The sequence below is a fragment of the Providencia sp. PROV061 genome (assembly GCF_011045655.1).
Lineage (GTDB): Bacteria > Pseudomonadota > Gammaproteobacteria > Enterobacterales > Enterobacteriaceae > Providencia > Providencia hangzhouensis.
Genome location: NZ_CP042861.1, coordinates 1,470,695 through 1,486,760, shown reverse-complemented (window position 1 = coordinate 1,486,760; position 16,066 = coordinate 1,470,695). Strand labels below are relative to the sequence as shown.

General features: G+C 44.4%; 13 protein-coding genes. All 13 read right to left on the bottom strand.

The genetic code is table 11. From position 1 onward, the window contains the following. Nucleotides 1–31: 31 nt before the first annotated feature. Entirely contained in the window at nt 32–949 is a 918-nt protein-coding gene (gene lpxC, locus FVA72_RS06600) for a UDP-3-O-acyl-N-acetylglucosamine deacetylase (protein WP_004262020.1), read from the bottom strand. A 99-nt stretch (nt 950–1,048) separates the two neighbouring features. Continuing rightward, a complete protein-coding gene (gene ftsZ, locus FVA72_RS06595; RefSeq protein WP_004262022.1) occupies nt 1,049–2,206 on the bottom strand; it encodes a cell division protein FtsZ in 1,158 nt (385 codons plus the stop codon). A gap of 60 nt (nt 2,207–2,266) precedes the next feature. Next, nucleotides 2,267–3,523 (bottom strand): cell division protein FtsA, encoded by a 1,257-nt coding sequence (gene ftsA / locus FVA72_RS06590; protein WP_137018927.1) that lies wholly within the window; start codon nt 3,521–3,523, stop codon nt 2,267–2,269. 35 nt (nt 3,524–3,558) lie between these two features. Continuing rightward, a complete protein-coding gene (gene ftsQ / locus FVA72_RS06585; protein ID WP_110592157.1) occupies nt 3,559–4,368 on the bottom strand; it encodes a cell division protein FtsQ in 810 nt (269 codons plus the stop codon). A gap of 1 nt (nt 4,369) precedes the next feature. Then, nucleotides 4,370–5,290 carry a D-alanine--D-alanine ligase gene (locus FVA72_RS06580; RefSeq protein ID WP_110592158.1) on the bottom strand — a complete coding sequence of 307 codons (921 nt, stop codon included), beginning with the start codon at nt 5,288–5,290 and terminating at the stop codon, nt 4,370–4,372. 2 nt (nt 5,291–5,292) lie between these two features. Continuing rightward, nucleotides 5,293–6,756 (bottom strand): UDP-N-acetylmuramate--L-alanine ligase, encoded by a 1,464-nt coding sequence (gene murC, locus FVA72_RS06575; RefSeq protein WP_094961366.1) that lies wholly within the window; start codon nt 6,754–6,756, stop codon nt 5,293–5,295. A 46-nt stretch (nt 6,757–6,802) separates the two neighbouring features. Continuing rightward, nucleotides 6,803–7,876 carry an undecaprenyldiphospho-muramoylpentapeptide beta-N-acetylglucosaminyltransferase gene (gene murG, locus FVA72_RS06570; protein ID WP_004262030.1) on the bottom strand — a complete coding sequence of 358 codons (1,074 nt, stop codon included), beginning with the start codon at nt 7,874–7,876 and terminating at the stop codon, nt 6,803–6,805. Further along, a complete protein-coding gene (ftsW, locus tag FVA72_RS06565) occupies nt 7,873–9,066 on the bottom strand; it encodes a cell division protein FtsW (RefSeq protein WP_004262031.1) in 1,194 nt (397 codons plus the stop codon). Before ftsW ends, murG begins: the two co-directional genes overlap by 4 nt. Beyond that, nucleotides 9,066–10,376, bottom strand: a complete 1,311-nt coding sequence (gene murD / locus FVA72_RS06560) for a UDP-N-acetylmuramoyl-L-alanine--D-glutamate ligase (protein WP_110592159.1) — start codon at nt 10,374–10,376, stop codon at nt 9,066–9,068. The genes ftsW and murD overlap by 1 nt, the downstream gene beginning before the upstream one ends. A 1-nt stretch (nt 10,377) precedes the next feature. Beyond that, nucleotides 10,378–11,460, bottom strand: a complete 1,083-nt coding sequence (gene mraY, locus FVA72_RS06555; RefSeq protein ID WP_004262035.1) for a phospho-N-acetylmuramoyl-pentapeptide-transferase — start codon at nt 11,458–11,460, stop codon at nt 10,378–10,380. Further along, nucleotides 11,454–12,818 (bottom strand): UDP-N-acetylmuramoyl-tripeptide--D-alanyl-D-alanine ligase, encoded by a 1,365-nt coding sequence (murF, locus tag FVA72_RS06550; protein WP_110592160.1) that lies wholly within the window; start codon nt 12,816–12,818, stop codon nt 11,454–11,456. Before murF ends, mraY begins: the two co-directional genes overlap by 7 nt. Next, nucleotides 12,815–14,302: a UDP-N-acetylmuramoyl-L-alanyl-D-glutamate--2,6-diaminopimelate ligase gene (gene murE, locus FVA72_RS06545; protein WP_110592161.1), complete on the bottom strand. Its 1,488-nt coding sequence runs from the start codon at nt 14,300–14,302 to the stop codon at nt 12,815–12,817. The genes murF and murE overlap by 4 nt, the downstream gene beginning before the upstream one ends. Then, entirely contained in the window at nt 14,289–16,055 is a 1,767-nt protein-coding gene (gene ftsI / locus FVA72_RS06540; RefSeq protein WP_137018924.1) for a peptidoglycan glycosyltransferase FtsI, read from the bottom strand. Before ftsI ends, murE begins: the two co-directional genes overlap by 14 nt. Nucleotides 16,056–16,066: the final 11 nt, after the last annotated feature.

Here is a 16,066-nt window from a genome sequence, read left to right as displayed (position 1 = left end):
CAGTTCTCGAAGATAGCTGCATAATCAAATTTTATGCAAACACCGTTGAAGGTGCTTTGAATGCGACAGGCAATTGAGCTTCGTCTTCAAATGTGACGAGATCCCAAGCTGATTCTTTCGCTAAAACTGCTTGTAATAGCTTGTTATTCAATGCATGGCCTGATTTAAACGCCGTGAATGCGCCAATAATATTGTGCCCACACATGAATAAATCACCAATTGCATCCAACATTTTGTGACGAACGAATTCATCTTCAAAACGTAAGCCATCTTCGTTAAGAACTTTATAGTCATCAACAACGATGGCGCAGTCGAAACTACCGCCTAAGCATAAGCCTTTTGATTGCAGATATTCAATATCACGCATAAAGCCAAAAGTACGCGCACGGCTTATTTGATTTACAAATGATTCCGCTGAGAAATCAAGTGAGTAGCGTTGTGTGCTACTATCAATCGCTGGATGCTGAAAATCGATTGTGAAATCAAGGCTAAACCCATTATAAGGTCGCATTTCAGCCCATTTATCACCATCTTCAACACGTACTGTTTCTTTTATACGTAAAAATTTCTTTGCACAATTTAATTCTTCAATACCGCCATCAAGCAGTAAGAATACAAATGGTGCGGCACTGCCATCCATAATAGGGATTTCAGGCGCATTGACTTCAATAACAATGTTATCGATACCTAACCCTGCTAAGGCAGCATTCAAATGCTCAACAGTCGAAATACGCACATTATCTTCATTGACTAAGCAAGTACATAACATGGTGTCACGAACTGATTTCGCATCTGCCGGAAAATCAACCGGTGGATTAAGGTCAGTACGACGGTAGATGACCCCGGTATTGGCCGGCGCTGGACGTAATGTAAGCGTAACTTTCTTGCCGGTATGTAAACCAACACCAGTCGCTGTAATAATACGTTTTAGTGTCCGTTGTTTGATCATCGTATTTTTCTCGCAATGTTATAAGTCCTACTGATCATCATACAAGATAATCAGTAGGAAATTTTAGCACAAAAAGCGGAGAAACCAATATAAATAAAATTAATCGGCCTGTTTACGCAAGAACGCAGGAATATCAAGATAATCTGGTTCTTTATTTGTTTGCGTATTTTGGTCATTGACCGCTTTAGCCGCTGGTTTCTCTTCTGTTAATGAAGACATGCTATTTTGCATTTGCTGATAGCGCTGTTCCATTGACGCCTGCTGAGACATTTTATTGCTAACTAAAGTAATTTCTGGACGTTTGTCCATACCAATACCTGTAGCAACAACTGTAACACGCAGTTCTTCGTGCATTTCTGGGTCAAGAGATGTACCGATTACCACAGTTGCATTATCAGATGCGAAGGCACGAATAGTGTTACCCACCGTTTCAAACTCATCTAAACGCAGGTCGAAACCAGCTGTGATGTTAACTAATACACCACGTGCACCAGACAGGTCGATATCTTCAAGAAGTGGACTAGAAATAGCCATTTCTGCCGCTTCTTCTGCCCTATCTTCACCACGAGCAACACCTGACCCCATCATTGCGTAGCCCATTTCTGACATCACAGTACGTACGTCAGCAAAGTCTACGTTCATTAAACCTGGGCGTGTAATCAGTTCAGCGATACCTTGTACTGCACCTTTTAGTACGTCATTTGCCGCACCAAAAGCATCCAGTAATGAGATACCACGACCAAGTACTTTTAATAATTTATCATTTGGGATAGTGATCAATGAGTCAACATGTTTTGACAACTCAGTGATACCAGCCTCTGCAAATGCCATGCGCTTTTTACCTTCGAAATTGAAAGGCTTAGTCACGACAGCAACTGTCAGAATACCCAATTCTTTGGCAACCTCGGCAACGACCGGAGCTGCACCAGTGCCTGTACCGCCACCCATACCTGCTGCGATAAAGACCATATCCGCGCCATCTAAAGCATTACGCAGCGCCTCACGGTCTTCTTCAGCGGCATTACGGCCAACTTCAGGGTTTGCACCTGCACCCAGACCTTTGGTAATACCGGTACCGATCTGGATAGTTTGTCCAACTGCGGTTTTACGCAGCGCTTGTGCATCTGTATTGACAGCGAAGAATTCAACGCCTTCAATACGTTCACGCACCATGTGTTCAACGGCGTTACCGCCGCCGCCGCCAACGCCGATGACTTTAATCACCGCATCGTTGGTTAGCTCCATTGGTTCAAACATAATGTCTCTCCGTTTTGTGCTTACTACTTTTGAAGCTAATAATATGCTTCTTTATCAAAATTAAAATTCTTTTCTCAGCCAACTGGTGATTTTACTAAACCATCCACTAACTGATGCACGTTTTTCTACTTCGGTATCATCGCCTAAATGGCTTTCTTTACCGTAATGCAGAAGCCCTACTGCTGTTGAATAATATGGCTCCTGCGCATAATCCGTTAACCCTGTGATGTTGAGCGGTGTACCAATTCGCACTTGCGTATGGAACACTTTTTGCGCACATTCGACTAAACCATCAATTTGTGCGGCCCCACCAGTCAACACGATACCAGCTGCCAAATGGTGTTTGACACCTTGTTGGCGTAACTGTTCCTGTAAATTTAAAATTTCTTCATTTACTAAGTTTAACAGCTCAGTATACCTTGGCTCTATCACTTCTGCTAAGGTTTGACGCTGTAGACTTCTTGGTGGTCGCCCACCAACACTTGGTACTTCCACGGTCTCGTCTTTACTCACGATAGAACCGACTGCACACCCATGACGCACTTTAATGGCTTCTGCATCACTGGGTGGTGTTCCAAACGCATAAGCGATGTCGCTTGTCACCACATTGCCTGCATACGGGATGACTTTTGTATGGCGCAAAGCCCCGCCAGTGTAAACCGCCATATCCATAGTGCCGCCACCGATATCAACGACACATACACCTAATTCACGCTCATCTTCCGTTAAAACGCTATAACTTGCAGCGAGACCGGCAAAAATAAGCTGGTCAACTTTTAACCCACAGCGTTCAACGGCTTTAACAATATTTTTTGCTATATCGTTATGGCAGGTGATCAAATGGACTTTGGCTTGCATACGTACACCGGATAAACCAACCGGATTTTTAATCCCTTCTTGGTAATCTATTGCAAATTCTTGCGGTATCACGTGCAAAATTCTGTGCTCATCGCGAACACGTACCGATTTTGCTGTATGCACAACACTGTCAACATCTTCTTGCGTCACTTCTTCTTCTGAAACTGGCACCATACCAATCTCATTTTGGCAACTGACGTGCTTACCCGATAGTGCAAGGTAAACTGATGAAATTTGGCAGTCGGCCATGAGTTCTGCCTGGTCAATGGCTCTTTGTACACATTTTACCACTGATTCAAGGTCGTTTACGCCACCTTTGTCCATTCCACGAGATGGACAACTTCCCACCCCAATAATATTAACCATACCATCGGGCAGAATTTCGCCAACAAGGGCTGACACCTTGGAAGTTCCAATTTCAAGGCCTACCACTAATTTTCTGTCCGTTGCTTTAATCATTTTTTCTGCCTAATTTTTGTTATTAGTCATCGTCTTTATTGTAACTCCGGTGGAGCATCAACCAACAGTGGCGCCCAGCCCACCGCAGCACCACTGGAATAACGTAAGTCAACATAGTCAACGCGTTTATCCGTTGTTTGCTGCAAAAGCGGATACAGTTCAAGGAACCTATTTAACCGCTCTGACACATCTTTCTTACCCAGTTCGATTCTAACATCGTTGTCTAAAATAATTTGCCATGCATGTCTGGCTGTCATCGATAGCGATTTTAGCTTTAGATTATGTGCAGCTAATGTGTTCTTAAAGACTGTGAACTCTTTAAGAACCTCTTTTTGGCTACCTTGTGGCCCATAAAGCAACACATAATCGCCTTTACCATTTTCACTAACCGGTAAGTTAAATACCCGACCTTGTTCATCCACCATGTTTTGGTCGTTCCACCTAGCGAATGGGCGGTATTCAACAATATGAATTTTCAATTCATCTGGCCATTGTTTACGCACAGTCACTTGGCGTACCCATGGCATCATGCTTATTTGCTTCTGGATAGCGTTGACATCGACGGTCATAAACGTCCCCGGCTGCCCTAGCGCTAAAATAGCCTTTCTAACATCATCATTTTTGGTGTAATGGCGCTCACCCGTTAACACTAACTTGGACATCGGCAGTCGATCCGCATCTTTCATCCAAGTCATTACCATCCAACCACTCCAGATGATAGTGCCAACCACAAATAGGAAGAAAAATAACCCACCTAAAAATGCACCATTACTAGGTCCTCCAGAACGAGGATCCTCATCGTTCTTTTGATTATGATGCCTAACATTTAGTGCTGCTTGTGACATATCAACGAGCCAATCTCAAAATTTGCACAACTAACTGTGAAAAACTCATACCTGCCTGACGAGCAGCCATTGGCACTAGGCTATGGCTTGTCATACCTGGCGATGTATTAACTTCCAACAGATAAAATTGGCCATCGCTGTCTTGCATTACATCAACTCGCCCCCAGCCTTCACAACCAACAACTTGGTAAGCTTTCAGCGCTAAGTCTGCGAGTTCTGACTCAAGCTGTTCATCTAAACCACTTGGGCAAAAATATTGAGTTTCATCAGATAAATATTTCGCTTCGTAGTCATAAAAAATACCTGGTGGTTGAATACGAATTGGCGGTAGAGTGTTGTCTCCTAACACCGCGACCGTGAACTCAGGACCACTCAGCCATTTTTCAATTAACAACGTTTCATCAAATTGAAACGCAAGATCCAGTGCAGCAGGCAATGCCTCTAAGTTATCAACTTTACTCATACCAACACTGGAGCCTTCAAGGCTTGGCTTCACGATAAGCGGTAATCCGAGAAATTGCACTTTAGCGACAATTTGCTCATAAGAAGCCTGCTTATACTGCTGTTTTGTTAAGTAAACATACGGCGATACACTTAATCCTGCACCTTGCCATAATTGTTTTGTTCTCAACTTATCCATGCTAAGCGCTGAAGCCATAACACCACTGCCGGTATAAGGCAGATTTAGTGTTTCTAACAGCCCTTGTAATGTACCGTCTTCACCACCGCGGCCATGTAACGCAATAAAAACTTTGTTGAAACCTGCATCTTTCAATGTTTCTACAGGGAAATCTTGAGGGTCGATAGGATGAGCATCAATACCTGCTTGGCGTAGCCCTGCCAGCACAGCATTTCCTGACTGAAGTGAAACTTCACGTTCAGCAGATGAGCCTCCTAATAGAACCGCAACTTTCTCTATCATTTTTATTCCTCAATCATCGGTGGCTGTAATTTTGCTTCTGCTAGGCTTTTGGCTATTTTACCAATATTTCCTGCGCCTTGAACCAAAATTAAATCATTTTCATCAAGAGTTTGAGCTAAAATATGTGGAATTTGTTCAATATCTGCAACATAAATAGGATCAATCTGACCACGACCACGAATTGAGCGGCACAATGAGCGGCTATCCGCACCTGGTACATGCTTTTCGCCCGCTGAATATACGTCTAACATTAGCAGCACATCAACCTGCCCCAAAACGTTAACAAAATCATCGTATAAGTCACGAGTACGAGTATAGCGATGCGGTTGGAATACCATAACAATACGCTTATCTGGCCAGCCTGCTCTCGCGGCTTTAATCGTTGCATCCACTTCGGTTGGGTGATGACCATAGTCATCCACTAGCATCACTTCACCGTCTTTGCCATTCACATTTCGCAGAGGGAAATTCCCTAGGAAATCAAAGCGACGCCCTGTTCCTTGAAATTCAACTAGTGCAGATAAAATATGTAAATCGTCAATACCTTCTTCTGTGGCGACCGCGACTGCAGCTGTCGCATTGAGAGCATTGTGACGCCCTGGTGCATTTAGAACCACCGTCAGTTCTGGCATATTTTCACGGGCAATAGTGAAAAAGCCTTGATTTCCTTTTTGCTCATATTGCGTGATACGCACATCAGCGTCTTCACTAAAACCATAAGTGGTGATATAGCGACCAATTTTGGGTAGCAACGAACGAATGACTGGATCATCAATACACATCACTGCGCGCCCGTAAAATGGCAAATTGTGTAAGAAATTAATGAACGTATTCGTTAAATTATCGAAGTCACCTTGGTAAGTATCCATATGGTCTGCTTCGATATTGGTCACAACTGCAACTAACGGTTGCAAATGCAAGAATGAAGCATCGCTTTCATCGGCTTCTGCGATCAAGTAGCGGCTACTACCTAAACGTGCATGCGTTCCTGCTGATTTAACCAATCCCCCATTCACAAATGTGGGGTCAAGGCCTGCTTGTGCATAAATCCCAGAAATCATTGCTGTCGTAGTGGTTTTCCCGTGGGTACCTGCAACGGCAATACCATGACGATAACGCATTAATTCCGCTAACATTTCTGCACGACGAATAACAGGAATACGCAATTCTTTGGCGGCTTGAATTTCTGGGTTCTCACTTGAGATCGCTGTTGATACGACGACAACACTGGCATTTTCAACGTTCTCTGGACGGTGATTAAAGTAAATCGTTGCCCCTAATGCAGTTAGTTGTTGAGTCACTGCATTCGGTGCTAAATCTGAACCACTAATTTCATAGCCTTCATTTGCCAACACTTCAGCGATACCACCCATGCCAGCACCGCCGATGCCGACAAAATGGATGTGCCTGACTCTTCTCATTTCTGGCACTGATGTTCTTAATTTCGCTAATTGTTGTGTATTCACTATATTTCTTCGCTTCTAATTAATTCGGTATCAATTATGACTAATATTATTTAGCCACTTCACAAATCACGGCAGCAACTCGCTCTGTTGCATCAGTAATTGCACAACTATGTGCTTTTTCAGCCATTGAGAGTAATTCGTTTCTGTCCCATTGCCCTAATAAGCTCGCCACAGCATCTGCGGTAAATTGTGACTGTTCTAAAATTTTAGCCGCCCCCGCTTTTTCTAGCGGTAATGCGTTCCAATACTGTTGACGGTCTTTATGTTGAAAAGGAACAAAAATAGCCGGTAAACCTGCGGCTGCAATTTCACTTACGGTTAGTGCGCCAGACCGACAAACAACAATATCTGCCCATGCGTAAGCTTGCGCCATATCATCAATAAATTCAGTAACTTTATACTCAGAATTGACTGAAACTTGCATGTGCTCATTATACAATGCTTCTGTCGATTCCTTACTGCCTTTTCCCGCTTGATGCCAGATATTTAACTGTTTGCCTACTTTTTCAGCAACCAGAGGCATCACTTGATTTAAAATCCGTGCCCCTTGGCTACCACCGACAACTAATACGCGTATAGCGCCTTCTCGGCCTGCTAAACGTTCCTGTGGTGCAGGTAGAGCCAAAACATCTTCCCGTACTGGATTCCCTACAACTGGTGCGTCAGGAAATGCCCCCGGAAAGGCTTGTAATACTCTTTTTGCAATTCGAGATAGCCATTTATTCGTTAACCCTGCAATACCATTTTGTTCATGAAGCACAACGGGTACACCACATTGCCATGCCGCAATACCACCGGGCCCCGAAACATAGCCTCCCATGCCTAATACAGCATCTGGCTGATAACGCTTGATAATTGTTTTTGCTTGGCGAATCGCTTTATAAATACGCCATGGCGCCCCCAGTTGGGCGGCAATGCCTTTACCCCTGAGGCCAGAAATTTGAATAAATTCAATATCGATACCGTGTTTAGGCACTAATGTTGCTTCCATTCGGTCAGCCGTGCCTAACCAACGGATTTCCCACCCTTGAGCCTGCAAATAATGTGCCACGGCTAAACCTGGAAAAACATGTCCTCCAGTTCCACCTGCCATGACGAGTAATTTCTTTGCCTGACTCATTTAGTGCTCCTTACAAACGCCTGCGCTTTTTCAAGGCGTGTTTCAAAATCAATTCTCAGTAATATCGCAATGGCAGCAGCCATTACCAGTAAACTCGAACCACCATAACTAATTAATGGCAATGTTAACCCTTTTGTCGGTAACATACCGGATGCAGCCCCAACGTTAACTAAGGCTTGGAAGGTAAACCAAATACCAATTGAACAAGCTAAATAACCACCGAATAATTGGTTTGACATCAATGCGCGACGGCCAATCATCATTGCTCTAAATGCCAACATAAAGACCATCAACAGAACCAATACCACGCCAAAGTACCCGAGTTCCTCAGCTAAAACCGAGAAAATAAAGTCTGTGTGTGCTTCTGGCAAATACTCTAATTTTTGTACTGAATTACCAAGCCCTTGCCCAAACACTTCACCACGACCAAAAGCCATTAAAGATTGGGTTAGCTGATAACCACTGCCAAACGGGTCATCCCACGGGTTCAAAAACGATGTGACACGACGTAAGCGGTACGGCTCGAACCAAATCAAAGCCAATACCCCCACTGCGCAAGCGGCAATACCAATAATAAACGGCGCTAACCTTGCGCCCGCTAAAAATAACAATCCCAGAGTGGTAACCACTAATACGATAACGGTCCCTAAGTCAGGCTGTAATAAAAGCAATGACGCCATAACAATCAAAATACACATCGGTTTAATAAAGCCAAGAAAACGGGTTCTGACTTCATCGGATTTACGCACCAAGTAACTGGACACATAGCAAAACAACGTAAATTTCGAAATTTCTGCTGGTTGAATTTTTACCAAACCGATGTCTATCCAGCGTGATGCCCCGTTAACTGAACTTCCTGCAACCAGCACCACCACTAGCATGCCAAGTGAAACCATCAACAAAATGAAATTGTACTTTTCCCAAACTGCCATCGGGATACGCATGACACCCAACGCTAAAATAAATGCGATAACGATATACACCACATCACGCTTAGCGAAATAGAACGGGTCTTCTGTTAAGCGTTGGCCAACTGGCATGGAAGCGGATGTAACCATGATAAAACCCACTGCGGCTAAACCGAATGCCAACCACACTAATGTACGGTCGTAAAGCGTTGAGCCTGAAATCACGCCATTTTTTTCACCAATGACCCAATTTTTTAAACGCATCGCACCCGGTATCGTCATTAACCTAACTCCTGGGCTAATTGAGCAAAGACAGTTCCACGCTGCTCAAAACTTTTAAACTGATCCAAACTGGCACATGCAGGGGATAACAGCACCATGTCCCCCGCTTTTAATTGTGGCGCAATTTGGCGTAAGCTTTGTTCCATAGTCTCAGTCAATACTGATTTTTCAGGTGCCATATCAGCTAATGCTTTCCCATCACGACCAAAGCAATATAAGCGGTAGTTATCCGCAGCAATATATTGTTTTAATGGTGAAAAATCGGCTGACTTGCCATCCCCACCTAATAATAAATAGATATTGCCATCCACGTGTAACCCATTTAACGCCGCTTCTGTACTTCCAACATTTGTGGCTTTAGAGTCATTAATCCAGCGAACACCGTTATTGAATAACACTAATTCGAAACGATGTGCTAACCCCGTATATTCTTTCAATACTTGAAGGCAAGCTGGACGAGGAATATCCACTGCATCCGCCAATGCTAACGCGGCTAACGCATTAAGGTAATTGTGTTGGCCGGTTAAGTGCATTTCATTGACATCTAATAGCTCTTTTCCTTGAGCCACTAACACCCGTTTTTGGGTATCAAAGAAATAATCACCACTATTTAAGCCAAAGCTAATGCATTCATCCAAAGTATGATTAGCGGGTAAGGTCAGTATATCTTGTACGTTAACAATGCAGTTTTGAGCATTGTGATAAATTTTTAATTTCGCTTCACGGTACTGTTCTAGACCTAATGGATATCTATCCATATGATCTTCACTAATATTTAAGACTGTCGCGGCGGTCGCTTCTAAACTTGAAGTGGTTTCTAATTGGAAGCTGGAAAGTTCTAAAACGTACAGATTATGCCCTGCATTGAGTAATGAAAGTGCTGGCGTACCAATGTTGCCACCTACACCAACTGAAATACCCGCTGATTTAGCCATTTCGCCAACCAATGACGTGACAGTGCTTTTACCATTTGAACCTGTAATCGCGACAATCGGTGCATCTGCTTCACGGCAAAATAATTCGATATCACCCACAATTTCGATGCCATTTTCTGCAGCCTGCTGTAATTGAGGGGTCGCTAACGCAATTCCTGGACTAGCAACAATTAAATCGGCGGCCTGTAACCAGCTATTATTCAAACTACCACTATGGCACTCTACATTTTCTGGGAGTTTATCTACACCAGGCGGTGCTGCACGGGTATCCATAACGCGAGGCACCACGCCGCGCTCAAGGAAAAAGTGAACGCAAGATAGGCCGGTGATCCCCAGCCCAATAATAACGACGTTCTTACCCTGATAATCAACCATCTTAACGCACCTTCAAGGTTGCCAGCCCAATCAGGACTAGCATTAACGAGATAATCCAGAAACGCACGATAACACGTGGTTCTGGCCAACCCTTCAATTCATAATGGTGGTGAATTGGTGCCATACGGAAAATACGTTGTCCACGCAATTTAAATGAACCGACTTGTAAAATAACTGACAGTGTCTCAACGACGAACACACCGCCCATAATCACTAATAAAAACTCTTGGCGCAGTAATACCGCAATAGTCCCTAGTGCACCGCCAAGCGCCAATGAGCCGACATCGCCCATAAATACTTGCGCTGGGTATGTGTTAAACCATAAGAAGCCTAACCCTGCCCCCACAATGGCAGTACAGACAATCACCAGTTCACCTGCATGGGGTAAAAATGGAATATGTAAGTAACTGGCAAAGTTGACGTTACCTGTTGCCCATGCCACTAATGCAAAACCTGCGGCAACAAATACCGTTGGCATGATAGCTAAGCCATCCAAGCCATCGGTTAGGTTTACTGCGTTACTGGTTCCAACAATCACAAAATAGGTCAGCAAAATATACAGCATGCCCAGTTGTGGCATTACGTCTTTAAAAAATGGTACAACTAACTGAGTTGCTGGGGTATCTTTACCAATCGCGTACATGGAAAAGGCAACAATTAACGCAATCACGGATTGCCAGAAATATTTCCAACGCGCGATTAAGCCACGAGTGTCTTTACGAACCACTTTCCGGTAGTCGTCAACAAAACCGACAATGCCATACCCGACTAGCACGAGTAGTACACACCAAACGTAAGGGTTGTCTAAGCGAGCCCATAACAACGTTGAAACGGTAATTGAAAATAGAATCAATAACCCGCCCATGGTTGGGGTCCCACGCTTACTAAAGTGAGACTCAGGGCCTTCGTTACGAACGACTTGACCAATTTGCATTTTCTGCAGGTAAGCAATTAAATGAGGCCCCATCCATAGAGCAATGGCGAGTGCCGTCAGCAAACCGACAATGGCCCTGAACGTCAAATAAGAAAAGACGTTCAGAACAGAAAACTTGTGGACTAACATTTCGGCAAGCCAGACTAACATTCGAAGCACTCCTTCAATGCATTCACAACATCTTCCATCGCGGAGCTGCGTGAACCTTTAACTAAAATAGAAACAACGTCCTTCTGCTGCGCTAGCGGAATTAGTCGGGTTAATAAATCTGCTTTCACTGTGAAGTGCTCACCACACTCACTAAATTGGCTGATCAACTCACTTAACTGACCAACACTGAATACCTTATCTAAACCCGCCTGCTTAGCGGCAACACCTACACGTTGGTGGCAATCTTCGGCATAATCACCCAGTTCCCCCATATCCCCTACCACTAAGATGCGGTAACCCGGCATTTTTTCGAGGACCTGAATTGCTGCGATCATTGAGCCATCATTGGCGTTATAAGTGTCATCTAATACCACTTTGTGTTCACTCAAGCGCACAGGGTATAAACGCCCAGGTACCGCTTGCGTTTTTGCTATGCCGTTTTTGATATCTTCTAGGCTAGCGCCGACAGAAATCGCCAATGCACTTGCCGCTAACACATTAGCAATGTTATGCCGCCCTGGTAATGGCAAGGTGATATCGACACTACCAACAGGGGTATGTAACACAAAATCTGTTGTTAGCTGTTTCACTTGAATATCAGAAGGATAGAAATCCGCTTTTGCTTGTGAAGTTAGCGAGTAATACCAAACAGTTTGGCGTGGCTGAAACTGCCATTTTTCACTGTAGCTATCAAGGTTAACAATTGCGGTTCCTTCTTCTGGAACACCTTGATAAATTTCACCTTTGGCTGTCGCAACCCCTTCCGGTGAACCAAAGCCCGCTAAGTGCGCAGCAAATAAATTGTTAACTAACGCCGCTTCTGGTTTAACAATATTGGTTGTGTAGGCGATTTCATTTGGGTGATTAGCACCCATTTCTATCACAGCGAATTCATCATCATTTGTTAAACGAAATAGTGTCAAAGGCACACCAATATCGTTGTTTAAATTACCGGCGGTATATAAGGTTTTACCGCGCTCAGATAAAATGGATGCGGTCATTTCTTTAACAGATGTTTTGCCCGAAGAGCCCGTCAAGCCAACGATTCGAGCTCTGCTCTGCTGACGAACCCATGCAGCCAATTGGCCCATCGCAATACGCGAGTCTTTCACGATAACTTGTGGGCAATCTACATTCAGCTTGCGCTCAACAAGTAACGCTTTAGCTCCCGTAACCACCACTTGTTGTGCGAAATCATGGGCGTCGAAGCGTTCACCTTTTAAGGCAATAAATAGGCAATTTTCAGCAATTTTGCGGCTATCGGTACTAACAGAGCTAATCAAAACATTGGTATCTGGAGCAGACTCAATCTGCCCTTGGGTAATCTGTGCCAGCTGAACGAGTGTTAAAGAGATCATGCGATTACCCCCAACAAACGTGCCACCGTTAAACGGTCGGAGTAATCTAGCTTGCGCTGACCAATAATTTGATAATCTTCATGACCTTTGCCTGCAATCACAATCACATCATCAGGAGATGCCTGCAAAATGGTGTTTGTCACTGCTTCTGGACGACCTGGAATGGCCAAGGCACGGCTGGAATCTAATAGTCCAGCCATGATGTCATTAATAATGTCGATAGGGTCTTCGCTGCGCGGGTTGTCATCTGTGATCACGATTTTATCTGCATATTCTTCTGCTGCGGCTCCCATCAGAGGGCGCTTACCTTTGTCACGGTCACCACCGCAACCAAATACACACCATAATTGCCCTTTGCAATGTAAGCGTGCTGCCGCTAAGGCTTTTTCTAAGGCATCAGGAGTATGCGCATAATCAACAACAACTGTCGGTTTATTCGGTGCACTAAACACTTCCATACGGCCGCAAACTGGTGACAATGAAGATGTAGCAGCCAGCAGTTTGTTTAACGGATAATCCATCATCAGCAAAGTTGCCATTGCCACTAATAAGTTGCTGACATTAAATGCTCCCATCAATGGGCTTTCAAAGTCACCATTTCCCCATGAGGAATCAAAATGGATAGTGGCGCCTTTGTCGTGGTATTCAACTTCCGTTGCTTTTAACCATGGGCCTTGCCAATCTTGAGGAATTTTGTTTTCCATGGTCACCGCGCACGCTTGTGGTAAACGCTGCAGCCACTTCAAACCAATCGCATCATCCGCATTGATAATTTGCGATTTTGTATTATGTGTGGAAAACAATAGCCATTTCGCGGCTTCATAGCTTTCCATATCGCCGTGATAATCAAGGTGATCACGGCTTAAATTAGTGAACACAGCGGCATCAAACTGTAAGTCTGCGACACGGCCTTGTACTAATCCATGGGAAGAAACTTCCATCGCTGTTAATGTTGCTTTTTGGTTCAATAACTGGGTCAATTCAAGTTGAATATCTACCGCAGAGCCCGTGGTATTTTCGCTTGGTGACACATGGCCTAATAGGCCATTACCCACGGTTCCCATTACTGCGCTAGTTTCCCCTAGCCCTTGAGCCCACTGAGCAATTAATTGTGTGGTGGTGGTTTTACCGTTAGTCCCCGTCACACCAACGAGTTTCATTTTTGCAGAAGGTTGGTGGTAAAACTCACCGGCCAGTGCAGATAAACGGTTATTCAGGTCATTCAAATAAATAACAGGTACGCCATGAACGAAACGAATTTCGCCTTCAACGGCTTCACCTTCCGCCTCTGCTATTACAGCGGAAACCCCTTGAGCAATCGCTTGAGGAATATAGTGTCGCCCATCCGATTGATGACCTTTTATTGCAATAAACAGATCGCCCGCGGCAGCCTTTCGACTGTCTAGCGTCATCTCACGCAGTGAGATTGGAGTTGTGCTCACACCAAAGGGTGAGAGTAGGTCACAAAGATTACGATCTGCCACTTTTAACCTCTTTTTGACTATTTACGATTTCATTTTGTTCGTTTGGTTGCAATGCATCGGGTTCAACATTCATCAACCGCAAGACCCCACCCATGATTGAGCCAAATACGGGGGCAGAAACCGCACCACCATAGTATTTACCTGCACTTGGCTCATTGATAAGCACAACTAACGCATAGCGTGGATTACTCGCAGGCGCAACACCTGCGGCATAAGCTAAATATTTATTAACATAGCGCCCTTCAGGGCCCACTTTTTTTGCTGTACCGGTTTTAATGGCAATGCGATAGCCTTTAATGGCTGCTCGAGCTCCCCCGCCGCCGGGTAGAGCTACACTCTCCATCATATGCACCACAGTACGCATAATTGGCTCAGGAAAAACACGCGTCCCTGGCACGGGAGGGTCAACTTTAGTGATTGATAGAGGCCGGTAAATACCGAAACTCCCTATCGTTGCATAGGCTCGCGCTAACTGTAACGGTGTTACCATTTGCCCGTAGCCAAAAGAAAAGGTGGCCCTTTCTAAATCAGACCACCGTGTTTTTTTACTTGGAAAGATGCCACTACTTTCCCCGACTAACCCCAGATTAGTCGGCTTGCCAAACCCAAAGCGGCTATACACATCCACCAGCTCAGTGGCAGGCATCGCTAACGCAAGTTTTGAAACACCTACGTTACTCGACTTCTGTAAAATCCCAGTAATAGTTAGCTCAGCGTATCGTGCTACGTCCTTGATCTCATGACCACTAATACGATACGGATAAGTATTAATTACTGAGTTTTCTTTAATAATTTTGTTATGTAGCGCACTCATTACCACCATAGGTTTTACTGTTGAGCCCAGCTCAAAAATATCCGTAATGGCGCGGTTACGCATCGCATCCATTGATGTACCCGTTAAGTTATTTGGGTTATAGGATGGGCTATTCGCCATTGCTAAAATTTCACCGGTATGAACATCAACTAAAATTGCCACACCCGATTCCGCTTTATTTTCCTGCACGCCACGTGTTAATTCACGGTAAACAATGGATTGAATACGTTCATCAATGCTTAATGTCAGATTATGCGCAGCTTGGCTGTCAATAGACGAAATGGTTTCAATCACTCGCCCATTACGGTCTTTACGGACTGTACGTTCACCCGGCGCACCTTTTAACCAACGGTCAAAGCTTTTTTCGACGCCTTCAATCCCTTCACCATCAATGTTTGTTACCCCCAACAAGTGAGCGGTAACTGGGCCTGATGGGTAATAACGACGAGATTCTTTGCGTAAGTAAATACCCGGTATTTTTAATTTTTTAACGTAATCACCAATAGATGGGTTAACTTGGCGCGCTAAATACACAAAACGGCCTCTTGGATTGGCCGATATTTTGCTCGTAATTTGTTCTAATGGAATTTCAAGTGCGTCTGCCAGTGCTTTCCAGTGTTCGTCATTGCTTATTCCCCCTTTTTCAAATACCTCTTTGGGGTCTGCCCAGATCGCATTGACTGGCACACTCACGGCAAGTTGCCGCCCTTCTCGGTCGCTAATCATACCTCGTGATGTCGCAACTTCTTGCACTCGTAAAGAGCGCATATCGCCTTCTTTCACCAGTTTCTCTGGCGCAATAATTTGCAGATAAGCCACCCGCGTTAACAACCCTGCTAACGCTAAGACAATGCATCCGCACAGCAAAATAAAGCGCCAGCGGACAAAGCTGGTACTTTCTTCTTGTTTCTTATTTTTCGCTGTTTTTGGTGCTTTCATTAGGAACCTTT

Coding starts and splice junctions, on each gene's coding strand:
- lpxC (WP_004262020.1), bottom strand. CDS start 949: ATGATCAAACAACGGACACTAAAACGTATTATTACAGCGACTGGTGTT.
- ftsZ (WP_004262022.1), bottom strand. CDS start 2,206: ATGTTTGAACCAATGGAGCTAACCAACGATGCGGTGATTAAAGTCATC.
- ftsA (WP_137018927.1), bottom strand. CDS start 3,523: ATGATTAAAGCAACGGACAGAAAATTAGTGGTAGGCCTTGAAATTGGA.
- ftsQ (WP_110592157.1), bottom strand. CDS start 4,368: ATGTCACAAGCAGCACTAAATGTTAGGCATCATAATCAAAAGAACGAT.
- FVA72_RS06580 (WP_110592158.1), bottom strand. CDS start 5,290: ATGATAGAGAAAGTTGCGGTTCTATTAGGAGGCTCATCTGCTGAACGT.
- murG (WP_004262030.1), bottom strand. CDS start 7,876: ATGAGTCAGGCAAAGAAATTACTCGTCATGGCAGGTGGAACTGGAGGA.
- ftsW (WP_004262031.1), bottom strand. CDS start 9,066: ATGACGATACCGGGTGCGATGCGTTTAAAAAATTGGGTCATTGGTGAA.
- murD (WP_110592159.1), bottom strand. CDS start 10,376: ATGGTTGATTATCAGGGTAAGAACGTCGTTATTATTGGGCTGGGGATC.
- mraY (WP_004262035.1), bottom strand. CDS start 11,460: ATGTTAGTCTGGCTTGCCGAAATGTTAGTCCACAAGTTTTCTGTTCTG.
- murF (WP_110592160.1), bottom strand. CDS start 12,818: ATGATCTCTTTAACACTCGTTCAGCTGGCACAGATTACCCAAGGGCAG.
- ftsI (WP_137018924.1), bottom strand. CDS start 16,055: ATGAAAGCACCAAAAACAGCGAAAAATAAGAAACAAGAAGAAAGTACC.